This is a genomic window from Streptomyces sp. NPDC002926, from assembly GCF_053591755.1.
Genome location: NZ_JBSFUK010000010.1, coordinates 128,717 through 150,121, shown reverse-complemented (window position 1 = coordinate 150,121; position 21,405 = coordinate 128,717). Strand labels below are relative to the sequence as shown.

Genomic DNA, 21,405 nt, shown 5'->3' with positions numbered 1-21,405 from the left:
GTCGGCGTTGTGCCCGAGGCCATAACGAGAAAGGCCCGAAATCCCTTGGCCCACATACGAACCCGGCTCAGAACCGCCCTGGTGGGGCTGAGCCTCCTGCTCGCGGCCACCGCCGCCCCTTCGGTCACCGCACCACCCGCCGCGGCCAGCGGCACCCAGAAGTCCGCCGACGCCCTGACCGGCACCGAGCAGATCCTCTTCCGCTCCGGTACCGCGGGCTACGGCTGCTTCCGCATCCCCTCCCTCGTACGCACCAAGGCCGGCACGCTGCTCGCTTTCGCCGAGGGCCGCAAGTCCCCCTCGTGCGCCGACCGCGGTGCCATCGACATCGTGGTCCGCCGTTCCACCAACGAGGGGCGCACCTGGGGACCGGTGCGCGTGGCGCTCTCCGGCAGCGAGAGCGACCGGGAGGCTCCGTACACCAGGGGCAACGCCTCGCCCGTCGCCGACGGGACGACCGGGGAGGTCTTCCTGCTCTCCACCTCGGAGCCGGCCACCGCCGAGCCCGGCGGCAAGCGTCTGCCGTGGCTGCAGCGCAGCACGGACGACGGTCTCAGCTTCGATACTCCGGTGCCCCTGCCGCGGTTCAGCGGCGGGGACGTGGGCTGGTACGGCACGGGGCCCGCGCACGGCATCCAGCTGCGCAACGGCCCCGCCAAGGGCAGGCTGGTGGTCGGCGCGTACGAGAGTCCCACGTCCCATTCGCAGTACGTCGGCCTCATCTACAGCGACGACCACGGCGCTCACTGGAAGACCAGCGAAACGGCCGACTCCTTCGAGAAGGACGTACTGCTGCCGGGCGAGCCGGCCGTCGCCGAACTCGACGACGGCGGTGTCTACATCGCCGCCCGGAACAACACCGACGCAGGACACCGCAGCCATGCGGTGAGCACCGACGGCGGCGTCACCGTCCCCGCGCAGCGGCTCGTGCCCGGCCTGGTCACCCCTCAGGTGCAGGGCTCCGTGCTCGCGCTGCGGCAGACCTACCGGAGCGTGCCCGGCGACACGCTCGTCCTCGCCGCTCCCTCCCATGCCACCGACCGGCAGTCCATGCGCATCCGCTACTCGACGGACCGCGGCGCCACCTGGCGCGACGCGTCGGGCGGTCTGATCAACAACAAGCGCGCGGGCTACTCGGACATGGCCGAGCTCGGTGACGGACAGCTCGGGCTCGTCTACGAGGGTGGCACCGACTTCTCCGCCGCGAACATCTACTTCAACCGCTTCACGCCCGGCTCGGTCGGCGTGCCGGGCACCTTCACGGGCTCGCTGAATCCGCAGCCGTCACCGCCCGCCGGCCGCACCACGCCCGACTCCGGTCCGGAGGCGAACGACGCCTATCTGGGCCGCAGTTCGGCGCTCGGCGCCGGGCGCTTCGGCCAGGGCCTGGCATTGGACGGAACGGGCGACTTCGCCGACCTCCCCTACACACCGTCCCTCGATCCGGGTGCGGGCGATGTCACATACTCGTTCTTCTTCCGGTACTCGGCGACCGCGAGCAGCCCCCAGCAGGCGCTGATGTGGGCGTACGGATTCGGCACGGGCAAGCCGCAGCTGTGGATCCGCGCGCAGCCCGCCCAGGACCGGATCCTGGCCCTCGCGGAGACCGCCGCGGGCTCGGTGCAGATACCGCTGCCCGACGCCGGGACCTCGACGGCGTACGGCGACGGTGCCTGGCACCAGCTGTCGCTGGTGCGCTCCGCCGATCAGATCCGTATCTCCGTGGACGGCAGGCTCCCCGCGATCGCGACCGGGGTCACCGGCTCGCTGACCGACACCCGCGCCAAGGGCGTCGACGGTATCCGTCTCGGTGCCAAGCCGGACGCGGGCGCCGGCGAGTACTTCACCGGCTCGATCGACGAATTCCGGGTCCACCGGACAGTCCTCACCGACACTCAGCTGGATGCGCTGCGTACGGCGAACAGCGCGCGGGACGCGGAGGCGGCCCAGTCCGTCCGGCTGGCCTTCCAGGTCGCCGACACCGCCGACGTGCCAGCGCTGACGTCGGTCGGCGTCGAGGACGACGTCTCCGGGCACTGCGCCGACGGCACCCTCCTCGGCGGACTGCCCGACGAGGACGCGGGCCGGATCGGCAAGGGCGCGATCGGCGTCTCGGCCACCCGGCCCGGTGTCGAGACGCCGTACGTCCCCAGCCTCGATGTCGGGGCGGACGACTTCACCTACACACTGTGGTTCTCGTACTCGGCGACCGCGTCGACCCCGAACTCGGCGCTGCTGTGGGCCTACGGCTCCACGTCCGGGCAGCCTGCCCTGTGGGTGCGCGCCCAGCCCTCCCAGGACCGGCTGTTCGCCTGGGCGGAGACCGCGGCGGGGCCGGTCCAGATCGCTCTGCCCGACCCCGGGACCTCGGTCGCCTACGGCGACGGCACATGGCATCTGCTGGCCGTCAGCCGCAGCGGTGACCGGCTGCGGCTGAGCGTGGACGGGACCCCCGCCACCGAGGCGGGCGGTCTGTCCGGGTCCCTGACCGGCGCGGCGAATCCGGAGGGCGTCCGGGTCGGGTCCAAGCCGGGCAGTCTCGACATCCTCACCGGCCGTCTCGACGACGTCCGGCTCTACCGGCGTGCCCTCACGGAAGCCGAGTTGAAGAAGGTGGCCGGGTCCGCGGCGGGTTCGGCCGGCGGCTATCCGGCCGACGCGCCCGCGCTGTGGTGGTCGATGGAGGCCGGCAACACCGAGGTCCATTCGGTCGCACGGCCGGCGGCCGGGCCCGCGACGCCCGACTCGTCCGTCCACTGCAGCCACGCCTATGTCCGGGGCGGTGCACTGCCCACGTCCTGGTCGGGCGGGGGCAGGTTCGGCCCCGGGCTGCCCCTCGACGGCACGGACGACAGCGTCGAACTGCCCTACGGCGCCGACAAGGCGCTGGGCGGCGGCGACTTCACGGTCGCGACCTGGCTGAAGTACACCGCGGGCCCCACAACCGGCAGCCAGGTCATCCTGTGGTCCTACGGGATGGGCGGCGCGGAACGGCAGTTGTGGCTGCGGGCCCAGCCCTCCCAGGACCGGCTCACCGCGCTCCTCCAGACGGACACCGCCACGGTCCAGCTGTACGGGGCCGACAGCGGCAGCGCGTCCGGTTTCGGCGACGGCGCCTGGCACCATGTCGCACTCGAGCGCTCCGGCGGTCTGCTGTCCCTCTCGGTGGACGGCAAGGTGCTGGACGACGCTCCGGTGCCGGCCGGCTCGGTGACGTACGGGGACAGCTTCGCGGTGTCCGGGATACAGCTGGGCACGCGGCCGGACGGCGTGGAACGGTTCAAGGGCTCCCTGGACGAATTCCGCCTGGTGCGGCGGGCATTGAGCGATCAGGAGCTGACCGCGCTGCGGTCGTCGAACGCGGACACCGGGACGGCCACCACCGTCCGGCTGCCCTTCGACACGCTGTCACCGCAGGGGCACGCCCGGATGTGACCGGCCGGCCCGGTCAGCCGCTGTGAAACTGCTGCTGCCGGTCGAGCGCACGCCGCAGCTCGACCGGCAGCTGGTGGTAGGGCCCGTACGTCCGCTCCGCGTCGTACAGCAGGGCCTGCAGCTGCTGCCGCGCCGCCGCATGGTCGCCCACCGCGAGCAGCAGATTCCCGATGCGGTGGCGTACGTCGAAGGCGCGTGCGGGGTCACAGGCCTGCTGGTTCTCGTAGTACGGCAGCACGGCCCGGTACTCCGCGAGCGCGGCGGCCGCCTCACCCAGCTGTTCGAGGCAGAGTGCGGCGTCGTAGCGGAACTGCAGCGTCTGCGGGTCGGCCGGGCCCGCCTCGGCGGTCCGGTCGTCGGCGAGCCGCCGCAGCTCGGGCAGCGCGCGCCGGTACTGCCCGTCGTCCAGCAGCGTCGTCGCGTACTGCTTGCGCAGGATCCGTACGACCGGCGAGTGCTCACCGTGCTCGGCGGCGGCCGCCGGGAGGATCCCGCCGAGGATGTCCACGGCCTGGGTGATACTGCCCTCGCCGAGGAGTCGCTTGACCTCGTCGACCGCGGCCGCCACGTCCGGGCGGGGCGCCACCGGGGCGGCGGAGCGCGGATCCGGGGGCGGGCTGGTGACCCGGTCCGGCCACGGAGCGTGCGGGCGCAGAAAAGGGCGGGTCGGGTCGAGCGGACCGCCGGGCGCACCGCGGTTCGGCAGCAGCGGTGCGAGCGACTCGTACACCTCCTGCGCACCGGACGGGCGGTGCTGCGGGTCCTTGGCGAGCAGGCGCAGCACGAGCGCTTCGAGCGGCTCGGGTATCTCGGGGCGCAGCTGGCGGACCGGGAGCGGCGGCTCGTAGAGATGGCGGTGCAGCACGCCGAGGGCGGTGGAGCCCGCGAACGGGACGTTCCCGCTGAGGAGTTCGTGCAGCAGCACACCGAGCGCGTAGAGATCGGTGTACGGGCCGACCGCGCCGCCCATGGCCTGCTCGGGGGCCATATAGGCAGGGCTGCCGATGGGCGATCCGGTGTGGGTGAGACGGGTGGTGTCGGTGTCGATGACGGAGGCGACACCGAGGTCGAGGACGGTGACCGTGCCATCGGGCTTGACCATCACATTCCGCGGTTTGAGGTCGCGGTGGACGATCGGCACGGCGTGCACCGCGGCGAGCACGGCACAGAGCTGGGCGGCGACCGAGACGGCCCACTGCCACGGGTACGGGTCGTGCTCGGCGAGATGGTCGGCGAGGTCCGCGCCCTCGACGTACTGCATGACGAGATAGAGGTCGTCCTCGTCGCTGCCCGCGTCATGGACGGTGACCAGGCCGGGATGGGAGACCTGCGCGGTGACCCGGCACTCGCGGACGAAGCGGCGGCGCATCTCGTCGGCGTCGGTGGCCGCCGCCATGTGGTCGGGGCGGAGCAGCTTGACGGCGACGCGGCGGTCGAGGCGGCCGTCGTAGGCCGTCCAGACCTGGCCCATGCCGCCCTGGCCGATGACGGTCGAGAGCTCGTAACGGCCCCCGATGACGCGTCCGTTCACCGGCCCTGCTCCTTGCGGAGGTAGTCGCTGAGCTCGTCGAGCTCGGCACGGACCTGGTCGATACGGGGCTTGTCGGCAGGGGACTGCGGCGGAAGCTGGGGCTGCGGCGGGACCTGGGGCTGGGAGTGCGGCGGGACGGGCGGGTAGCCGTATCCCGGCCTCTGGGATGGGTGAGGCGTGTGCGGCGTCCGGGATGTGTGCGGCGGCTGCCCCGGCTGGGGCGGCAGCCCGTACGGCACGGTCGGCGCGGCGTAGGGCGGCGGCGCCCAGCCCGTCCGGGGTTCCTGGTAATGGCGGATGTCAGCCACCAGATAGTGCGTGGGCACTCCGATCGCGAGCCCGAGCAGAAGCGGCAGGAACACAAGGTCGAGGGCGGTCATCTCGTCCTGCTTGGCCGACTCTGCCCCGGCGTCGGGACCGAACTCGCCGATGACGACAAGCGCGGTGACGGCAATGGCGAGGCTGACCCAGAACAGCAGCCAGTCGAGCCTTCCGCGGCGCAGGATCGCTATTCGTAGCATCGTGCCCCAGGCGAGCATGCCGAAGCTGAGCAGCGCGAGCGCCACGAAAAGTACGCGTATGGCGATGAGCAGCGCGGTGGGCGGTCGCTTGGGCTGCGGCGGCGCATAGCCGTGGCCGTGCATTACTGCTCCTGGGGGCCTGGGGACGAGGCAGATAGGGGACGAGCGTATACACCGACACGGACATCGGGTCCTGGGTTGTACGGACCCGATGTCCGATGCGTCACGCCCCGGCTCTCACTCCCGCGTGACCGTGCCGTCCGTCAGGCCGTCGTACAGCCCCTGGACGAGCTGCTCGCCGAGCCGCCCGGCCTGCTTGAGAGCGTCCTCGAATTCGGCGAGCGCACGAAAGCGTTCGCCGTAGCGCTGCTGGTCGGCGAGCGGCAGCCGGGGCAGCTGGAGCCGGCGGACATCGAGTCGGGTCGCGGTCGACGCATAGCTGCTGGCCTGCCGGGTGTTGGCGGTGCCGCGAAGGAAGCCGGCGAGGAACCAGGGGTCGAGCGCGGCCGGATCGGGGTGCAGCAGCTGGAGGTTACGGCCCAGGGCCGCTCCCGCGGTGGCCTCGTCGATGACGCGTACAACGGATCCGCCGCCGAGCACGGGCACGACGACATCGCCCTCCTCGAGGCGTACGGGCTCCTCGTCGGGGCCTTCGGGGAGCGTGCCCGAGGGCGCGGTGCCGGAGAGCACGTCCTGCTCGGTGAGTACGGGCACGGCCTCGGTGCTCGTACTGCCCGTGCCGCCCGCGCTGATCACCAGCGCTCCCGCGCGGGCCAGTTCACCGACGGTGGTGGCGGGCCAGGGCACGGGCTCCGCGTGGGCGGCGGGCGCGGGAGTGAGCTCTCGGGTCAGCCGGAGGGTGTCGGCCAGCCGGTCCCGCACCCGCAGCAGCTCGTCCGCGCCGCCGGCGGCGGCCGGGGGCGGCAGGTGCCGGGCGGGGGCCAGGTCCACGTCGTCGTCGAGGAGTTCGATGACGGGGACCGAGCGGCTGACGCCCGGCTGCTCCTCGGCCGTGCCGTGCTTGTCGAAGGGCTGCCAGGCGTCGAGTACGGCGCTGTGGACGGCCTGCCAGTCGAGCTTGTCGCGGCCACCGCCCGCCCCGGCGAGCTCCGCGGTGTCGACGAACAGCAGCTCGGGCGGGGCCGCCCGGCCCGGATCCGGCTTGCGCAGCACCCAGATGTGCAGGGGGATGCCGTACGGGGGCGCGGCACCGGCGGGCAGGGCGATGACGGCACGCAGCGCACCGCGGCGCAGCAGCCCGGCGCGGATACGGCGGCCGGAACGGCGGGACGCGGCCGCGGGCGGCATCAGCAGCACGGCGGCGCCGCCGGGACGCAGCCGGGCGAGCGTGTGCTGGACCCAGGCCAGCTCGGACTCGGTACGGGCCGGGAAGCCGTACTCCCAGCGGGGGTCGTAGGCGAGTTCGTCGTGGCCCCAGTTGCGCTCGTTGAACGGCGGGTGGCAGAGCACAGCGTCGAAGGCGGGCTCGGGGAACGCGTCGCCGCGCAGGGTGTCGCCCGCGCGGGCGCGCACGGTGGCGTCGGAGTGCAGGGCGAGGCGCAGACCGGTGAGCGCGGCGAGGTCGGGGTCGGCGTCCTGTGCGTACAGGGCGTTGGGGCGTTCGACGGCGCGCAGCAGTGTCCCGGTCCCGGCGGCGGGATCGAGCACGTCGCGGGCGCCGGCCCCGGCGAGCCCGGCCATGAGCGCGGCGGGTCCGGGCGGGGTGAGGGTGTACTGCCGCGGGTTGGCGTCCAGGTACCGCCCCAGCAGGAACTCGAAGGCCTGACGTGCGCCGAGTTCGGCGGCCAGCTCGGCGACACCACGCAGGAAGGGAACGGACTCCGGCAACGGAGCCTCCGGTCCGGAGGAGGAGCCCACTGCCTCGGTGGACGGTTCCGTGCGCGTCGCCGAGCCCGTCCGTGCTGTGAACACTTCCGTGAAGAGCCCCACCGCGTCCTCGCCGAAGCGTGCCGTGAGGACCTGTTCCAGCGCGGCGGGCAGCAGCTCCGCCAGGCGTTCGTCCGAGACCGCCGTCAGCTCCAGCCAGGCCGGGTGACGGTCCCTCACGAGCAGCAGTGTGCAGCCCGCCTGCACCAACGCCGGTACGGGGCCCGCGAGATGATCCGCGAGATGTTGCCAAACCCTGTCACGGAGCGGGATTTCTGCGAGCTTGCCCTGGTCACGGAGCCACTGCTCGACCTCGGGGAGTGCGAACGACGGGCTTGTCTCCGTGCCGCCGACCGGCTTCGGGAAGTCGGCATGACGGCGCCGCCAGTTGCTGACCGCGGCGCGTCCGACTCCCGCCAGCCGGGCGATTTCGGCCGCCGTCACCTCGCTCGATCTGTCCGGCACCTGGCTGACTCCCTCGCGTGAGCGCTGATCCGCACCTGCCTGTTGTGTCGCCGAGCATAGCCGCGCATACAAGAGAAACCTCTTCACAGTGTGAGCAAAGCACAATTCTGTGAACCATGTTGACTCGGTTCACAGCCTCTGCTCTTATTGACCCGTCGCCGCACGGCGCGCTGAACGGGGCTCACGCCGAGGTCCCGACCACACTCCACGTCAGGGAGGGCACCCATGTCCCACTCCACGCAGCAGCCCCAGTACGACCCGCAGCAGCCGCCCGGCGCGGGCCCCTACGCTCCGGCCCCGCAGCAGCTGCGGGGTGGGCTCGGCACGGCCGCGCTGGTGCTCGGGATCATCGGAACCATCTCCGGCCTGATCCCCTTCTTCTTCTGGCTGGCCGGCATTCTCGGCCTGATCGCCCTGATTCTGGGCCTGTCGGGCCGCGGCCGCGTCAAGCGCGGCGAGGCCGCCAACAAGGGCGTGACCACGACCGGAGCGATCCTCGGACTGGTCGCGCTGATCCTCTCGATCGTCGGCGCGGTGATCACCTTCAAGGCCGTGGGCGACGCGGTGGACGAGATCAACAAGGCCACCTCGGGCACCACGGCGTCGAAGGCGCCGGCCGCCGGAAAGGGTGACAAGGGCAAGAGCGACACGGCGGACAAGCCCAAGAGCGACGACAAGGCCAAGGCGGCCGACACCCTCGCGGCGGGCGACACCTCCATCTACGACGACGACTTGAAGGTCACCGTCTCCGCGCCCAAGGACTTCACGCCCAGCGAGTTCGCCGCCGGGCACACCAAGGGCAACAAGGCCTACGTGGTGACCGTCGTGATCGAGAACGCCGGCAAGGAGAAGTTCGACGCCGCCCTGCTGACCGCCGAGGCCCGCGCCGGCAAGGACGGCGTCAAGTCCGAGCAGATCTTCGACGAAGGGGTCGGCGACGGCTTCAACGGCAAGATCCTGCCCGGAAAGAAGGCCACGGTGAAGTACGCCTTCGACGCTCCGGCCGACGCCACGATCCTCACGGTCGAGGTCAGCCCCGGCATCTCCTACGACGCGTCGCAGTGGGAGCTGAAGCTCTGACCCGCCGCCGCCCCCCGGGCGAAGAGGCCGCCTCCGAGGCGGCCTCTTTTCGTTCCCCCGGCACGGCCCGGTTCAGCCGCCGCACTGCGCGAGCATCGTCTTCTTGTCCGCCGTCGTCACCGGCAGTTCGTACTTGACCGCCACTTGCGCGACCCGTACCGCGTACGAGCAGCGGATCCGCTTGTTCGGCGGCAGCCAGGACGCCGGGCCCGAGTCGCTCTTCGAGCTGTTGGCGCTGCCCTCGACGGGCAGCAGGTTCAACGGGTCGTTGGCCAGCCGCTGCCGCTTCGTCCTGTCCCAGCGGGCCGCGCCCATCTGCCAGCCGTAGGAGAGCGGGATGACATGGTCGATCTGGACCGCCGATGCCTTCTGCTTCTTCCAGTCGATGACGGTGCCGGTGTACGGGTCGTTCAGCGTCATCGCGATGACCACGCAGTCGGATCCTGAGCGGTAGCGCAGCTCGCGGCCGTCGCGGGCGAGCAGATCGTTCCTGGTATCGCAGCCGTTCCGTGCCAGCGGCACCCCGTCGGCCGTGTCCATCCAGGCGTAGCCGAAGCGGTCCCGGGCGTAACCGGTCTTCGGGCCGCGGCCCTTGGTGGACACCTTCTCGATCAGCCGGCGGGCGGCGGCCCTGTCCTGTTCGGAGGCGAGGGGTGCGAGGCCGGGCTTCGTCCCCTGGGGGTTGACGAGCGGGCTGGTGCCGGAGCCCGGGCCGCCGGCGGCGGGCGCGGAGGCGGCGTCCGAGGGTTTGGCGTCCCCGGTGAGTCCGCCTTCGCAGCCTGCGAGCAGTGTCCCCGCCACGACTGCCGTCAGTCCGCCTGCGAGCACGCGCGATATTCGTACCCCGAGTCTGTTCACGCTCGCACCCTACTCAAGTCCCGTGCGGAGCAGGACAGTTCGGGTGCGTTACGGAGCGTATGTTCTGCTATTCGCCGCTATGGGACCGTTCACGCCGCGCTTCGGCGCGCGGAAGGCGGAGGGGGCGCGTAGCGTCGAAAGCAAGTCTGCAATCCACCTGTCCCGAGGAGAGCAACAGCGATACGCGCACAGAGATACACATCCACACACGCACCGCCCACGGAGCCGAGCCGGCCCCCGCGGGCGGTGTGCCGTTCCGGGCCTGTGCCGCCGGGCCGCCGCGCTGCGGCCCGGTGCTGTCCGTGGCCTCACACCTTGCCGATGCCCAGCGTGGTCACTCCGGGCAGCAGGCCCGTGCCCAGCACCTCGACCCAGAGCGGCCCGAGCAGCTCGACGAGGCGGTTGCGGTCCTCGTCCGGGAGAGCCGCCCAGGGCGCGGCGGCCAGTTCGTCCGTACGCCGCTCGACCTCGGCCCGCAGCTCCCGCCCGGCCTCGGTCGCCGCACCGTCCGCGTCCAGGAGCCCGCGCGCCACGAGCCGTTCACGCGCCCGGTCCCACTCCTCCCCGCTCCAGCCGCGGCTCGCGAAGGTCTCCGCCGGGGCCGCTCCGATGCCCGCGAAGGAGACCAGCGCCTCGACGGGGTCGAGACCGGCGGTCAGCAGTGCGGCGAGATGGCCGTCCCCGCGGTGCTCGCGCAGGATGGTCGCGGCCTGCCAGAGCACGAGGTGTGGTGCGTGGGGCCAGGACAGCTCGGCATTGGCGGCGGCGAGGGGCCGCCCTTCGGTGTTCACAGCCTCAGCGGCCCTGCGGGCGAGGGCGGCGGCCTCGGCGAACTCGGGGCTGTCCACGTTCTCGCCGAATATCGTCCGGTACGCCCGGTCGATCCCGCGCAGCCGGGCCGCGAGCACCTTGTCCGGCGCGGCGATGTCCCACGCGGCGGGGACATGCTCGGCGACCATGCGCGGGCTGAAGCTGTAGAACGCCGAGGCCACCCGCCGGGCTCCGGGCGAACCGAGCGGAGCGGACCGCAGCGCGAAGTAGCTCGGCCAGCGCTCCCCGGTCTCGTAGCCCAGCGCGGCCACCTCGTCGAACACCTGCGGCGCGTAGTAGAGCACGGCGTGCAGAGGCTCCAGCAGATGCCACATCTGACGGACCCGGCCCAGTTCCTCGGACATGTCTCCTCCTCCACCCATCTCTTATCTTGCCACCGACAAGATTGCCCTTCCACTCCGAACTTGTCAATGACTAGATTCCGCGTAGCCTGATCCCATGAGCGAGCGCACGTACCACCACGGAGATCTGCGGCGGGCCGTCCTCACCGCCGCCCTCGACGTCATCCGCACCGAAGGCCCCTCGGCCCTGAGCCTGCGCGACCTGGCCCGTCGCGCGGGCGTCTCCCACGCGGCCCCGGCCCACCACTTCAAGGACCGCAGCGGCCTGCTCACGGCGATCGCGACGGAGGGCTACGACCTCCTGGCCGCCTCCCTGGCCGACGCCCCCGACCTGCGCGAACGGGGCGTGCGCTACGTCCGTTTCGCGATCGGGCACCCCGCGCACTTCCAGGTGATGTTCCAACCGGACCTGTACCGCCCCGACGACCCGGAGCTCCTGGCGGCCAAGGCCCGGGCCGCGGAGGAACTCCGCGCGGGAGTCGCGGACCGCACCCCCGTCGAGGACGAGGGCCTGATGGGTATCGCGGCGTGGTCGGTCGCCCACGGATTCGCCACGCTGCTGCTGAGCCACAACCTGGACCGGCCGGTGGGCGACCGTGACCCCGAGGAGGTCTTCCGCGCCCTGACCGGCGTGACCTTCGGAGCCCGGCCGAAGGGTTCGACGGCCGGCGACGACAGGAGCCCTACGAACCCAGAATCGTCGTGAGGAACTCGCCCGTCCACGCCAGCAGTTCGCGCCCCACCACCGGCTTGCCGCCGATCTTGCCCGCTGTCGGGCGCGGGACCAGGATCTGGTGGATCGCCGGCTTGATCACCGTACGCGGATACAGACGCTTCAGCCGCAGCTCCTGCGACTCCCTCAACTCCACCGGCGCGAAGCGGATGTTCGGGCCCTGGAGCACGATCTCGCCGACCCCGCACGCCCGGGCCAGCATCCGCAGGCCCGCCACCAGGAGCAGGTTCTCCACCGGTTCCGGGAGCTTGCCGTAGCGGTCGGTGAGTTCCTCACGGACCGCCTTGATGTCCTCCTCGGAGTTCGCCGAGGCGATCGCGCGGTACGCCTGCAGGCGCAGCCGCTCGCCCGGCGCGTAGTCGTGCGGAACATGCGCGTCGACCGGGAGCTCGATCTTGACCTCGAGCGGGGGCTCCTCCTCCACGCCACCGTCGACCGCGGCGCGGTAGTCCGCCACCGCCTCGCCCACCATGCGGATGTACAGGTCGAAGCCGACACCCGCGATATGGCCGGACTGCTCGCCGCCCAGCAGATTGCCAGCGCCGCGGATCTCCAGGTCCTTCATCGCGACATACATTCCCGCGCCCATCTCGGTGTGCTGGGCGATCGTCGCGAGGCGCTCGTGGGCGGTCTCGGTGAGAGGCTTCTCCGGCGGGTAGAGGAAGTAGGCGTAACCGCGCTCGCGGCCCCGGCCCACGCGGCCGCGCAGCTGATGCAGCTGCGAGAGACCGAAGTTGTCGCCGCGCTCGACGATCAGCGTGTTCGCGTTGGAGATGTCGATGCCGGACTCGACAATCGTCGTGGAGACGAGCACGTCGAACTTCTTCTCCCAGAAGTCCACCACGACCTGCTCGAGCGCCGCCTCGGGCATCTGACCGTGGGCGGTCGCGATACGGGCCTCGGGCACGATCTCGCGCAGCCGGGCCGCCGCCCGGTCGATCGACTCCACTCGGTTGTGGATGTAGAAGACCTGCCCCTCGCGCAGCAGTTCCCGGCGGATCGCCGCGCCGAGCTGCTTCTCCTCGTAAGGCCCCACGAAGGTGAGCACCGGGTGGCGCTCCTCCGGCGGCGTGGTGATCGTCGACATCTCGCGGATGCCGGTGACCGCCATCTCCAAGGTACGAGGGATGGGTGTCGCGGACATCGTCAGTACGTCGACGTTGGCACGCAGCTTCTTCAGCTGCTCCTTGTGTTCGACGCCGAAGCGCTGCTCCTCGTCGACGACGACCAGTCCCAGGTCCTTGAACGTGGTCTCGGACGAGAACAGCCGGTGCGTGCCGATGACGATGTCGACCGAGCCGTCCCGCAGGCCCTCCAGTGTCGCCTTCGCCTCCGCGTCCGACTGGAAACGGCTCAACGCCCGTACATTCACCGGGAATTGGGAGTAGCGCTCGGAGAACGTGCCGAAGTGCTGCTGCACCAGCAGTGTCGTCGGCACCAGAACCGCGACCTGCTTGCCGTCCTGGACCGCCTTGAAGGCCGCCCGTACCGCGATCTCCGTCTTTCCGTAACCGACGTCGCCACAGATCAGCCGGTCCATCGGGACCGTCTTCTCCATGTCCTCCTTGACCTCGGCGATCGTGGAGAGCTGGTCGGGCGTCTCCACATACACGAAGGCGTCCTCCAGCTCCCGCTGCCAGGGGGTGTCCGGGCCGAAGGCATGGCCGGGCGCCGCCATCCGCGCCGAGTAGAGCTTGATCAGGTCGGCGGCGATCTCCTTGACCGCCTTCTTCGCACGCGCCTTGGTCTTCGTCCAGTCCGCGCCGCCGAGCCGGTGCAGGGTCGGGGCCTCGCCGCCGACGTACTTGGTGACCTGCTCCAGCTGGTCGGTGGGAATGTAGAGCCGGTCGCCGGGCTGGCCGCGCTTGGCCGGGGCGTACTCGACGAGCAGATACTCGCGGGTGGCGTTCTGCACGGTCCGCTGCACCATCTCGATGTAGCGGCCCACACCGTGCTGCTCGTGAACGACGTAGTCGCCCGCCTCCAGAGTGAGCGGGTCGATGGTCTTGCGACGGCGGGTGGGCATCCGCTGGCCGTCCTTGCCGGCCGCCTTCTGGCCCGACAGGTCGGTCTCCGTCAGCACGGCGAGCTTGAGGCCCGGGTCGACGAAGCCGTAGTCGATCGAGCCGCACGACACATGGACGACGGACGGGGAGATCTCGTCGAGGTCGGCGTCGAAGCGGGCCGCGATGCCTTCGCCGCCCAGCACTTCGACCGTGCGGGCCGCGGGGCCGTGCGCCTCCGTCACGTACACCGTGCGCCAGCCCTCCGCCAGCCAGCCCTTGGTGTCGGCGAGCGCCCGCGCGGTGTCGCCGCGGTACGTCTCCGGGGCGTGCATCCCCAGCTTGACGGTCTCGTCCGACAGCTCTTCGTCGGCCGCGAACGGCGAGACGGACCACCACATCATCCCGAGCTCGCGCGCCCGGTCCCGTACATCCGCGATGCCCCACAGCGAGGCTGCGCCGACATCGATCGGGGCGTCGCCACCGCCGGCCGTCGCCGCCCAGGATGCCTGCAGGAACTCCTGGCTCGTCGCCACCAGGTCCGCGGCCCGCGACCGCACCCGCTCCGGGTCGCAGACCACGGCCATCGAGCCCTTGGGCAGTACATCGAGCAGCAGCTCCATGTCGTCGACGAGGACCGGCGCGAGGGCCTCCATACCCTCGACCGCGATGCCCTCGGCGATCTTGCCGAGCAGCTCACGGAGCTCCGGGTGCTGCTCGGCGAGGGCCGCGGCCCTTTCCCGTACGTCGTCGGTCAGCAGCAGCTCGCGGCAGGGGGGCGCCCACAGCCCGTGCTCCGCGACCTCGAGCGAACGCTGGTCCGCGATCTTGAAGTAACGGATCTCCTCGACGTCGTCGCCCCAGAACTCCACCCGCAGCGGGTGCTCCTCGGTCGGCGGGAAGACGTCCAGGATGCCGCCGCGAACAGCGAACTCGCCGCGCTTCTCGACCAGTTCGACCCGGGAGTACGCGGCTGCGGCGAGCGCCTCGGTGACCTCGCCGAGGTCGGCCGACTGCCCGGTGCGCAGAGCCACCGGCTCCAGGTCGCCGAGCCCCTTGACCTGCGGCTGCAGTACGGAGCGGATGGGCGCGACCACGACCGACACCGGCCCGGCGGCGGGGTCGTCCTGTGCCGGGTGGGCCAGCCTGCGCAGCACCGCGAGCCTGCGGCCCACGGTGTCGGAGCGCGGCGAGAGCCGCTCGTGCGGGAGGGTCTCCCACGAGGGGTACTCGGCGATGCCTTCTTCGGGCAGCAGCGAGCGCAACGCGGCCGCCAGGTCCTCGGCCTCGCGCCCGGTCGCCGTGACGGCCAGCACCGGGCGCCCGGCCTCCCGGGCGAGCGCGGCCACCGCGAGGGGGCGCGCGGCGGGCGGGCCGACCAGGTCGACATGCATACGGTGACCGTCCGCGGCAGCCTTCACCGCTTCGGCGAGCGCCGGGTCACGTACGACGGCATCGAGCAGACCGTGCAGGCTCATGAAGGGCTTCCATCCGGGGAGTGGGCAACGCGAACGGCCCGACACGTCGAACGGGCCGGGGTGCTTCCAGCCTACGGCCGCCGACTGACAGCCGCGTCCGGAACCCTCGCGGGGCGGGGACACGGCCCGCCGGCGTACGGACACGGCCGCGTTCCTTGTCCATGTCGTGGCCATGACGGGGGCGCGGCGGCGGCGCGGCTCACCGGGTCGACGGGGCCGACGGGGCCGACCGGATCGCCCAGGAGCCACCGGGGCCGACGCCGGGCACGCCGACCGGGGCGCCTCGGGCACCGGGCCCGAAGCCGCAAGAAAAACCCCGGCCCCGGGGAGTTTGGAGGAACTCCCCGGGGCCGGGCCCCCTACCGTATCGCCACGCTTCCTACTCCGTGGCGATCGCGTTCAGGACGTTCATCCTGCCCGCCCTGAACGCGGGTACCAGTGCCGCGAACAGACCCACGAACGCCGAGCCCACAAAGACCGTGATGATCGTCGTCCACGGGATCTCCAGCACTCCCAGGCCCTCGAGCGCCAGCAGCTTCTGGGCCGCCGTGCCCCAGCCCATGCCGAGGCCGAGGCCCAGCAGGGCGCCGAAGAGCGCGATGACCACGGATTCCAGGCGGATCATCCGGCGCAGCTGGCGGCGCGAGAGGCCGATGGCCCGCATCAGGCCGATCTCCCGGGTCCGCTCGACCACGGAGAGAGCCAGGGTGTTCACCACACCCAGCACCGCGACGATGATCGCGAGCGCCAGCAGCCCGTAGACGATGTTCAGCAGCTGGCCGATCTGGTCCTTCAGGTCCTGCTTGAAGTCGGTCTGGTTCTGCACCTTGTACTGCGGGTACTTGGCGACCGACGCCTTGAGGGACGCGTACGCCTCCTTCTCCTTGCCGTCCTCCGCCTTCGCGAACATGATCATGTTCTTCGGCATCCTGTCGGCGGGGACGTACTGCGCGGCGGTCGTGATGTTGGTGTACATCGCGCCCTTGTCGACGTTCGTGTCGTCGGAGGTGATCGCCGCGACCTTCAGCCCGGCGGTCCGGCCGTTCTTGAACGCGACCTCGATCTTGTCGCCGACCTTGATGCCGTGTTCCTTGGCGTAGCGGTCGCCCACCGACATCGCGTCCTTGCCGTACGCCGCCGACAGCTCGCCCGCGACGGTCTCGCGGCGCAGATCCTGTGCGTACGTCGGGTCGGCGGCGATGACTTCCTCGTCCTCCGTCCTGCCGTCAGGGGCGGTCAGCTTCGCCGCCACACCCTTGTAGTTGGTGACGTGTTCGATGTGCGGGGCCTTCTGCAGGGCCTTCTCGACCTGCGGCATGATCGGCTGGTTCTTGCCGGACGAGATGATGAAGTCGGCGCCGACCGACTTGTCGAGCTCGTCCGTTGCCGAGGCCACCATCGAGGAGCCGACCACCGAGAGGCATGCCACCAGCGCGAGGCCGATCATCAGGGCGGCGCCGGTGGCGCCGGTGCGCCGCGGGTTGCGCAGCGCGTTGCGCTCCGCGAGCCGCCCGACCGGGCCGAACATCCGCAGCACGACCGCGCTGAGCGCCCGTACCACCACACCGGCGAGCAGCGGGCCGATGACGACGAAGCCGAGGAGCGAGAGGACCACGCCCAGGCCGAGGAAGATCGAGCCCTCGCTCGCCTTGTCGGCCTGCGTGGCGACAAGGAGCGCCGCGGCACCCGCACCCGTGAGGAGCAGGCCGATCCCGGCCCGGATCCGGCCGGCCTTGCCGTCGGCCGGCGTACCGGCGTCGCGCAGGGCCGCCATCGGGGAGATCTTCCCGCCCCGCCGGGCCGGAATGTACGCGGCGACGACGGTGACGACGATGCCGAGTACGAGTCCGACCACCGGGGTCGTCCACTTCACGGTCAGGTCCCTGGTGGAGAGCTCCATGCCCATGGAACCCATCAGCTTCATCAGCCCGACGGCCAGCCCCACACCTGCGGCGACGCCGGCGATGGAGCCGAAGATGCCGAGCAGCAGCGCCTCGAGCAGTACGGAACGGTTGATCTGCTTGCGGCTGGAGCCGATGGCCCGCATCAGGCCGATCTCGCGGGTGCGCTGGGCGACCAGCATCGAGAAGGTGTTGACGATCAGGAAGATGCCGACGAGGAGGGCGATCCCGGCGAAGCCGAGCATCGCGTACTTCATGACGTCGAGGAAGGAGCCGACATCTTCACGGCCCGAGTCGGCGGCCTCCTTCGCCGTCTGCAGCTTGTATGTGCCGTCCAGGGTCTTCGCGACGTTCCGCTTGAGCTGCTCGTCGCTGACACCCGCCGCGGCTGTCACGGAGACGCCCGTGAACAGGCCTTCCTTCCCGAGCAGTTCACGCTGCGCGGTGGCGGTGTCGAAGTAGACGACCGCCGCGCCCGGGTTGGTGACCTTGAAGGAGGCGATGCCGGTGATCCTGGCGGTGAGGTCGCCGGTGACGGAGATGGTGCGCAGTTCGTCGCCGAGCTTCAGATGGTGCTTCTCGGCGGTGTCGGCGTCGACCATCACCTCGGTGGGGCCGCGCGGTGCGTGGCCGGAGCTGATCTCCATCGCCTTGAGGTCGTTCTGGTTCCAATTGCCGGCGATCGTCGGGGCACCGTTGCTGGAACCCATGTCCTTGTTCGCGGAGTCGACGACGGTCACGCTCATGCTGGAGACCGAGCCCTCGGCGGACTTGGCGCCTTCGGCCTTCGCCACCTTGTCGACGAGCGAGGCGGGCAGCGACTCGGGCTTGCCGGTACGCGGATTGTCGTCGTCGCCGGAGCCCTTGGGGCTGACCGTGACATCGGAGGCGGTCGCCGCGAAGAGCTTGTCGAACGTCGTGTTCATCGTGTCGGTGAAGACGAGCGTCCCCGATACGAAGGCCACCGACAGCAGCACCGCAACCGCCGAGAGCGCCATCCGCCCCTTGTGCGCGAAGAAGTTGCGCATCGAGGTCTTCCATACAGTCACGACGTCCGCCCGCGCGCGTCGAAGTCCTTCATCCGGTCCAGTACGGCGTCGGCGGTCGGCCGGAACATCTCGTCGACGATCCGGCCGTCGGCGAGGTAGAGGACCCGGTCCGCGTACGAGGCGGCCACCGGGTCGTGCGTGACCATCACGATGGTCTGGCCCAGCTCGTCCACCGAGCGGCGCAGGAAGCCCAGGACCTCGGCGCCCGCGCGGGAGTCGAGGTTTCCGGTCGGCTCGTCGCCGAAGATGATCTCGGGGCGGGCGGCGAGCGCCCTGGCCACCGCGACGCGCTGCTGCTGTCCGCCGGAGAGCTCGGTGGGCCGGTGCTTGAGGCGGTCGGACAGGCCCACCGTCTCCACGACCCGGTTGAGCCAGCCGGCGTCCGGCTTGCGGCCGGCGATGTCCATGGGGAGCGTGATGTTCTCCAGGGCGTTGAGTGTCGGCAGCAGGTTGAAGGCCTGGAAGATGAAACCGATCCGGTCCCGGCGCAGCTGCGTGAGCTTCTTGTCCTTGAGCTTGGTGATCTCGGTGTCGTCGAGGTAGATCTCGCCCGAGGTGACGGTGTCGAGGCCGGCCAGGCAGTGCATCAGCGTCGACTTGCCGGAGCCCGACGGGCCCATGATCGCGGTGAACTGTCCGCGGGCTATGTCGACGTCGACGTGGTCGAGCGCGACGACGCGGGTCTCCCCCGAGCCGTACGCCTTGACGACCTGACGCCCTCGCGCGGCGACGGCCGTACGCCCTCCGGTGTCCCCATGCGGGGGAATGGTCACAGCCGTTGTCACGGTATGTCTCCTCAGTCAGTGATGAGCGGGTGTCGCCGCGTGCGGTTCGAGTCTGTCGGCGGAAGCGGTCCGGCGCGCTGGTGCGCAGCGCAGTCTTGAACCGGGGGTTTTCCCCACTCCCGGTGGTGCGGTCCTCAGCTGCGGCCGTAAGAACAAGCTAAGGAATCGAGCCGCTCCTCCTCGTCGTCCCCCGGGACGAACGTCCCCTGGCTATCAGTAAGGAGGAGCCCCTAGGGGGACTCCACCTCCGGGTGGACCCGCACTCGGTGAGCGTGCACCCTCCCCCTGCGTGAGGCTCAAGTGAGAAGGTGTCCGGGGAAATACGTGCAAGGTGAAAGGATCTAGGGGTGGGCGCCACCGGCGGCAGCACCGACAGCACCGACAGCGAGACATCAGGGGCGGCGACCGAGGCCTCCGCCACCCCGCGCGGCCGCGGCCCGGTCGTCGCGGCGCTGATGCTCGGCATGGCGCTCGCCGCGCTCGACGGCACCATCGTCTCCACCGCCGTACCTCAGATCGTCGGCGACCTCGGCGGCTTCTCGGTCTTCTCCTGGCTCTTCTCCGGCTATCTGCTCGCCGTCACGGTGACCCTTCCGGTGTACGGGAAGCTCTCCGACACCTTCGGCCGCAAGCCCGTCCTGATCGCCGGCATCGTCCTCTTCCTCCTCGGCTCACTGCTGTGCGCCGGCGCCTGGAGCATGGCCGCGCTGATCGCCTTCCGGGTGGTGCAGGGGCTGGGCGGCGGGGCTCTCCAGGGCACGGTGCAGACCATCGCCGCCGACCTCTACCCGCTCAAGGAACGCCCCAAGATCCAGGCGAAGTTGTCCACGGTGTGGGCGAGTGCCGCGGTGGCCGGACCTGCGATCGGCGGCCTGCTGGCCTCGTACGCCGACTGGCGCTGGATCTTCCTGATCAACCTCCCGGTCGGCGCGGTCGCCCTCTGGCTGGTCGCCCGCCATCTGCGCGAACCGTCCCGCACGGGCCCGGCCACCCGCCCCCGGATCGACTGGCCAGGTGCCCTCGCCATCTTCGGCGCCGGAACCCTCATGCTCACCGCACTCGTCCAGGGCGGCATCGCCTGGCCCTGGCTCTCCGCACCCTCGCTCGCCCTCTTCGGCACCAGCGCGGTCCTCGTCGCCCTCACCGTCGTCATCGAACGCCGGGCCGCGGAGCCGATCATCCCTGGCTGGGTCTGGCGCCGGCGCACCATCGCCGCGGTGAACCTCGCGCTGGGAGCGCTGGGACTCCTGATGGTCGCCCCCACGGTCTTCCTCCCCACCTACGCGCAGTCCGTCCTCGGCCTCGGCCCGATCGCGGCGGGCTTCGTGCTCTCGGTGATGACCCTGAGCTGGCCGGTCAGCGCCGCGCTCTCCAACCATGTCTACAACCGCGTCGGCTTCCGGCAGACCGCGATCATCGGCATCTCCCTGGCCGGCTTGATCCTTGCCGCCTTCCCGCTCCTCCCCTACCCGGGCGAGCCCTGGCAGCCGGCCCTGCTCATGCTGCTGCTGGGCGGGGCGCTCGGCCTGTTCCAGCTCCCGCTGATCGTCGGCGTCCAGTCGACGGTCGGCTGGTCGGAACGCGGCACCACCACGGCCTCCGTCCTCTTCTGCCGCCAGGTCGGCCAGAGCATGGGCGCCGCGCTCTTCGGCGCCATCGCCAACACGGTCCTCGCCTCCCGCCTCGGCACCGCGGGCGACCTGGACTCGGTCGCGCACGCCCTGGCTGATCCGTCCTCGCTGACGGCGGAGGCGTCGGACCATCTCCGGCGGGCGGTGGACGCGGCGGTGGACTACGTCTACCTGGGCGCGGCAACGGCGGCGGGCCTGGCACTGCTGGTCCTCGTCCTCGTCGCGCCGAGGCGCTTCCCGGTCCTCGCCGACCCCGAATGAGCATCAGGAGCCGCACTTTTGTGCGATCTCTGTGAAGTTCCTCCGTCCAGTACGGCCCTCCTTGCCCTTTGCTCATGACGCATGGCTACCGTGGAGCGGAGTGTGGTCATGCACATCGCAGGAAGATGACGAGAACGTGACGGGGGCTGTCAATGGCATGGGACGAGTGGGAGCAGGCCAAGTCCAGTTCGGCGCAGACCCGGCTGAATCAACTGCCGGCCGAAGGCGGCGGCTCGGGTGGCGGGAACAGTGACCTGACCGTCCATGACGACGAGTTGGGCAAGCTCGGCGACATGGCGCGCTCGTTGCGCGAGCAACTGTCGACCGACGGCGACCATGCCCGCGTGGCCACCTTCGAAGCCTCCAACGAGCTCTTCAACGGCGGTCTGGACATGGGCGCGGGCCTCCTCGAGGTGCACGACGCCTGGAGCACCAAACTGGCCACCCTCAAGGAGGCCTGCGGGCACATTTCCAACCATCTCGACTATTCGAGCTCCACCCACGCGAAGCAGGAGAAAAAGATCGTTCTGGGAATGCAGGGCGCGGACGGCAAGACGATGTCCATCTCGCGCATCTACGACCAGATCAAGTAACGACGAGGGCAACGGGGAAACG

The 21,405-nt window shown here is 70.8% G+C and carries 13 protein-coding genes; 5 read left to right on the top strand and 8 right to left on the bottom strand.

Translation table 11 applies throughout. The features are described from left to right. Positions 1 to 81: 81 nt before the first annotated feature. Positions 82 to 3,435, top strand: coding sequence for a LamG-like jellyroll fold domain-containing protein (locus tag ACWDZ6_RS18535; RefSeq protein WP_451503711.1), 3,354 nt, complete (start codon positions 82 to 84; stop codon positions 3,433 to 3,435). Between the two features lie 13 nt (positions 3,436 to 3,448). Here the strand turns inward: ACWDZ6_RS18535 and ACWDZ6_RS18530 are convergent, their stop codons facing one another. The 3 genes from ACWDZ6_RS18530 to ACWDZ6_RS18520 all read right to left on the bottom strand — a co-directional run bounded on the left by ACWDZ6_RS18530 (position 3,449) and on the right by ACWDZ6_RS18520 (position 7,839). Next, positions 3,449 to 4,966, bottom strand: coding sequence for a serine/threonine-protein kinase (locus ACWDZ6_RS18530; protein WP_389182403.1), 1,518 nt, complete (start codon positions 4,964 to 4,966; stop codon positions 3,449 to 3,451). Then, positions 4,963 to 5,610 (bottom strand): hypothetical protein, encoded by a 648-nt coding sequence (locus ACWDZ6_RS18525; RefSeq protein WP_451503710.1) that lies wholly within the window; start codon positions 5,608 to 5,610, stop codon positions 4,963 to 4,965. The genes ACWDZ6_RS18530 and ACWDZ6_RS18525 overlap by 4 nt, the downstream gene beginning before the upstream one ends. A gap of 114 nt (positions 5,611 to 5,724) precedes the next feature. After that, complete coding sequence (locus tag ACWDZ6_RS18520) at positions 5,725 to 7,839, bottom strand: N-6 DNA methylase (RefSeq protein WP_451503709.1); 2,115 nt, start codon at positions 7,837 to 7,839, stop codon at positions 5,725 to 5,727. A gap of 225 nt (positions 7,840 to 8,064) precedes the next feature. Between ACWDZ6_RS18520 and ACWDZ6_RS18515 the strand changes: the two genes are divergently transcribed. Further along, entirely contained in the window at positions 8,065 to 8,919 is an 855-nt protein-coding gene (locus ACWDZ6_RS18515; protein WP_389182412.1) for a DUF4352 domain-containing protein, read from the top strand. 72 nt (positions 8,920 to 8,991) lie between these two features. Here ACWDZ6_RS18515 and ACWDZ6_RS18510 read toward each other — a convergent pair whose 3' ends face one another. After that, positions 8,992 to 9,777 carry an HNH endonuclease family protein gene (locus ACWDZ6_RS18510; protein ID WP_451503708.1) on the bottom strand — a complete coding sequence of 262 codons (786 nt, stop codon included), beginning with the start codon at positions 9,775 to 9,777 and terminating at the stop codon, positions 8,992 to 8,994. Positions 9,778 to 10,085: 308 nt separating this feature from the next. Then, positions 10,086 to 10,952 carry an SCO6745 family protein gene (locus ACWDZ6_RS18505; RefSeq protein WP_451503707.1) on the bottom strand — a complete coding sequence of 289 codons (867 nt, stop codon included), beginning with the start codon at positions 10,950 to 10,952 and terminating at the stop codon, positions 10,086 to 10,088. A 94-nt stretch (positions 10,953 to 11,046) separates the two neighbouring features. On the opposite strand from ACWDZ6_RS18505, the gene ACWDZ6_RS18500 reads away from it, so the two are divergent. After that, complete coding sequence (locus tag ACWDZ6_RS18500) at positions 11,047 to 11,655, top strand: TetR/AcrR family transcriptional regulator (protein ID WP_451503706.1); 609 nt, start codon at positions 11,047 to 11,049, stop codon at positions 11,653 to 11,655. Here ACWDZ6_RS18500 and mfd read toward each other — a convergent pair. The 3 genes from mfd to ACWDZ6_RS18485 form a co-directional block, all read right to left on the bottom strand. After that, a complete protein-coding gene (gene mfd, locus ACWDZ6_RS18495; protein WP_451503705.1) occupies positions 11,633 to 15,163 on the bottom strand; it encodes a transcription-repair coupling factor in 3,531 nt (1,176 codons plus the stop codon). The two genes, ACWDZ6_RS18500 and mfd, sit on opposite strands and share 23 nt — an antisense overlap. A 379-nt stretch (positions 15,164 to 15,542) precedes the next feature. Continuing rightward, entirely contained in the window at positions 15,543 to 18,113 is a 2,571-nt protein-coding gene (locus ACWDZ6_RS18490; protein ID WP_451503704.1) for an ABC transporter permease, read from the bottom strand. After that, positions 18,110 to 18,898 carry an ABC transporter ATP-binding protein gene (locus ACWDZ6_RS18485; RefSeq protein ID WP_366731826.1) on the bottom strand — a complete coding sequence of 263 codons (789 nt, stop codon included), beginning with the start codon at positions 18,896 to 18,898 and terminating at the stop codon, positions 18,110 to 18,112. The genes ACWDZ6_RS18490 and ACWDZ6_RS18485 overlap by 4 nt, the downstream gene beginning before the upstream one ends. 347 nt (positions 18,899 to 19,245) lie before the next feature. Between ACWDZ6_RS18485 and ACWDZ6_RS18480 the strand changes: the two genes are divergently transcribed. Both ACWDZ6_RS18480 and ACWDZ6_RS18475 read left to right on the top strand, forming a co-directional pair. Further along, a complete protein-coding gene (locus ACWDZ6_RS18480; protein ID WP_451503703.1) occupies positions 19,246 to 20,790 on the top strand; it encodes an MFS transporter in 1,545 nt (514 codons plus the stop codon). Positions 20,791 to 20,942: 152 nt separating this feature from the next. After that, positions 20,943 to 21,383 (top strand): hypothetical protein, encoded by a 441-nt coding sequence (locus ACWDZ6_RS18475; RefSeq protein ID WP_351453457.1) that lies wholly within the window; start codon positions 20,943 to 20,945, stop codon positions 21,381 to 21,383. Positions 21,384 to 21,405: the final 22 nt, after the last annotated feature.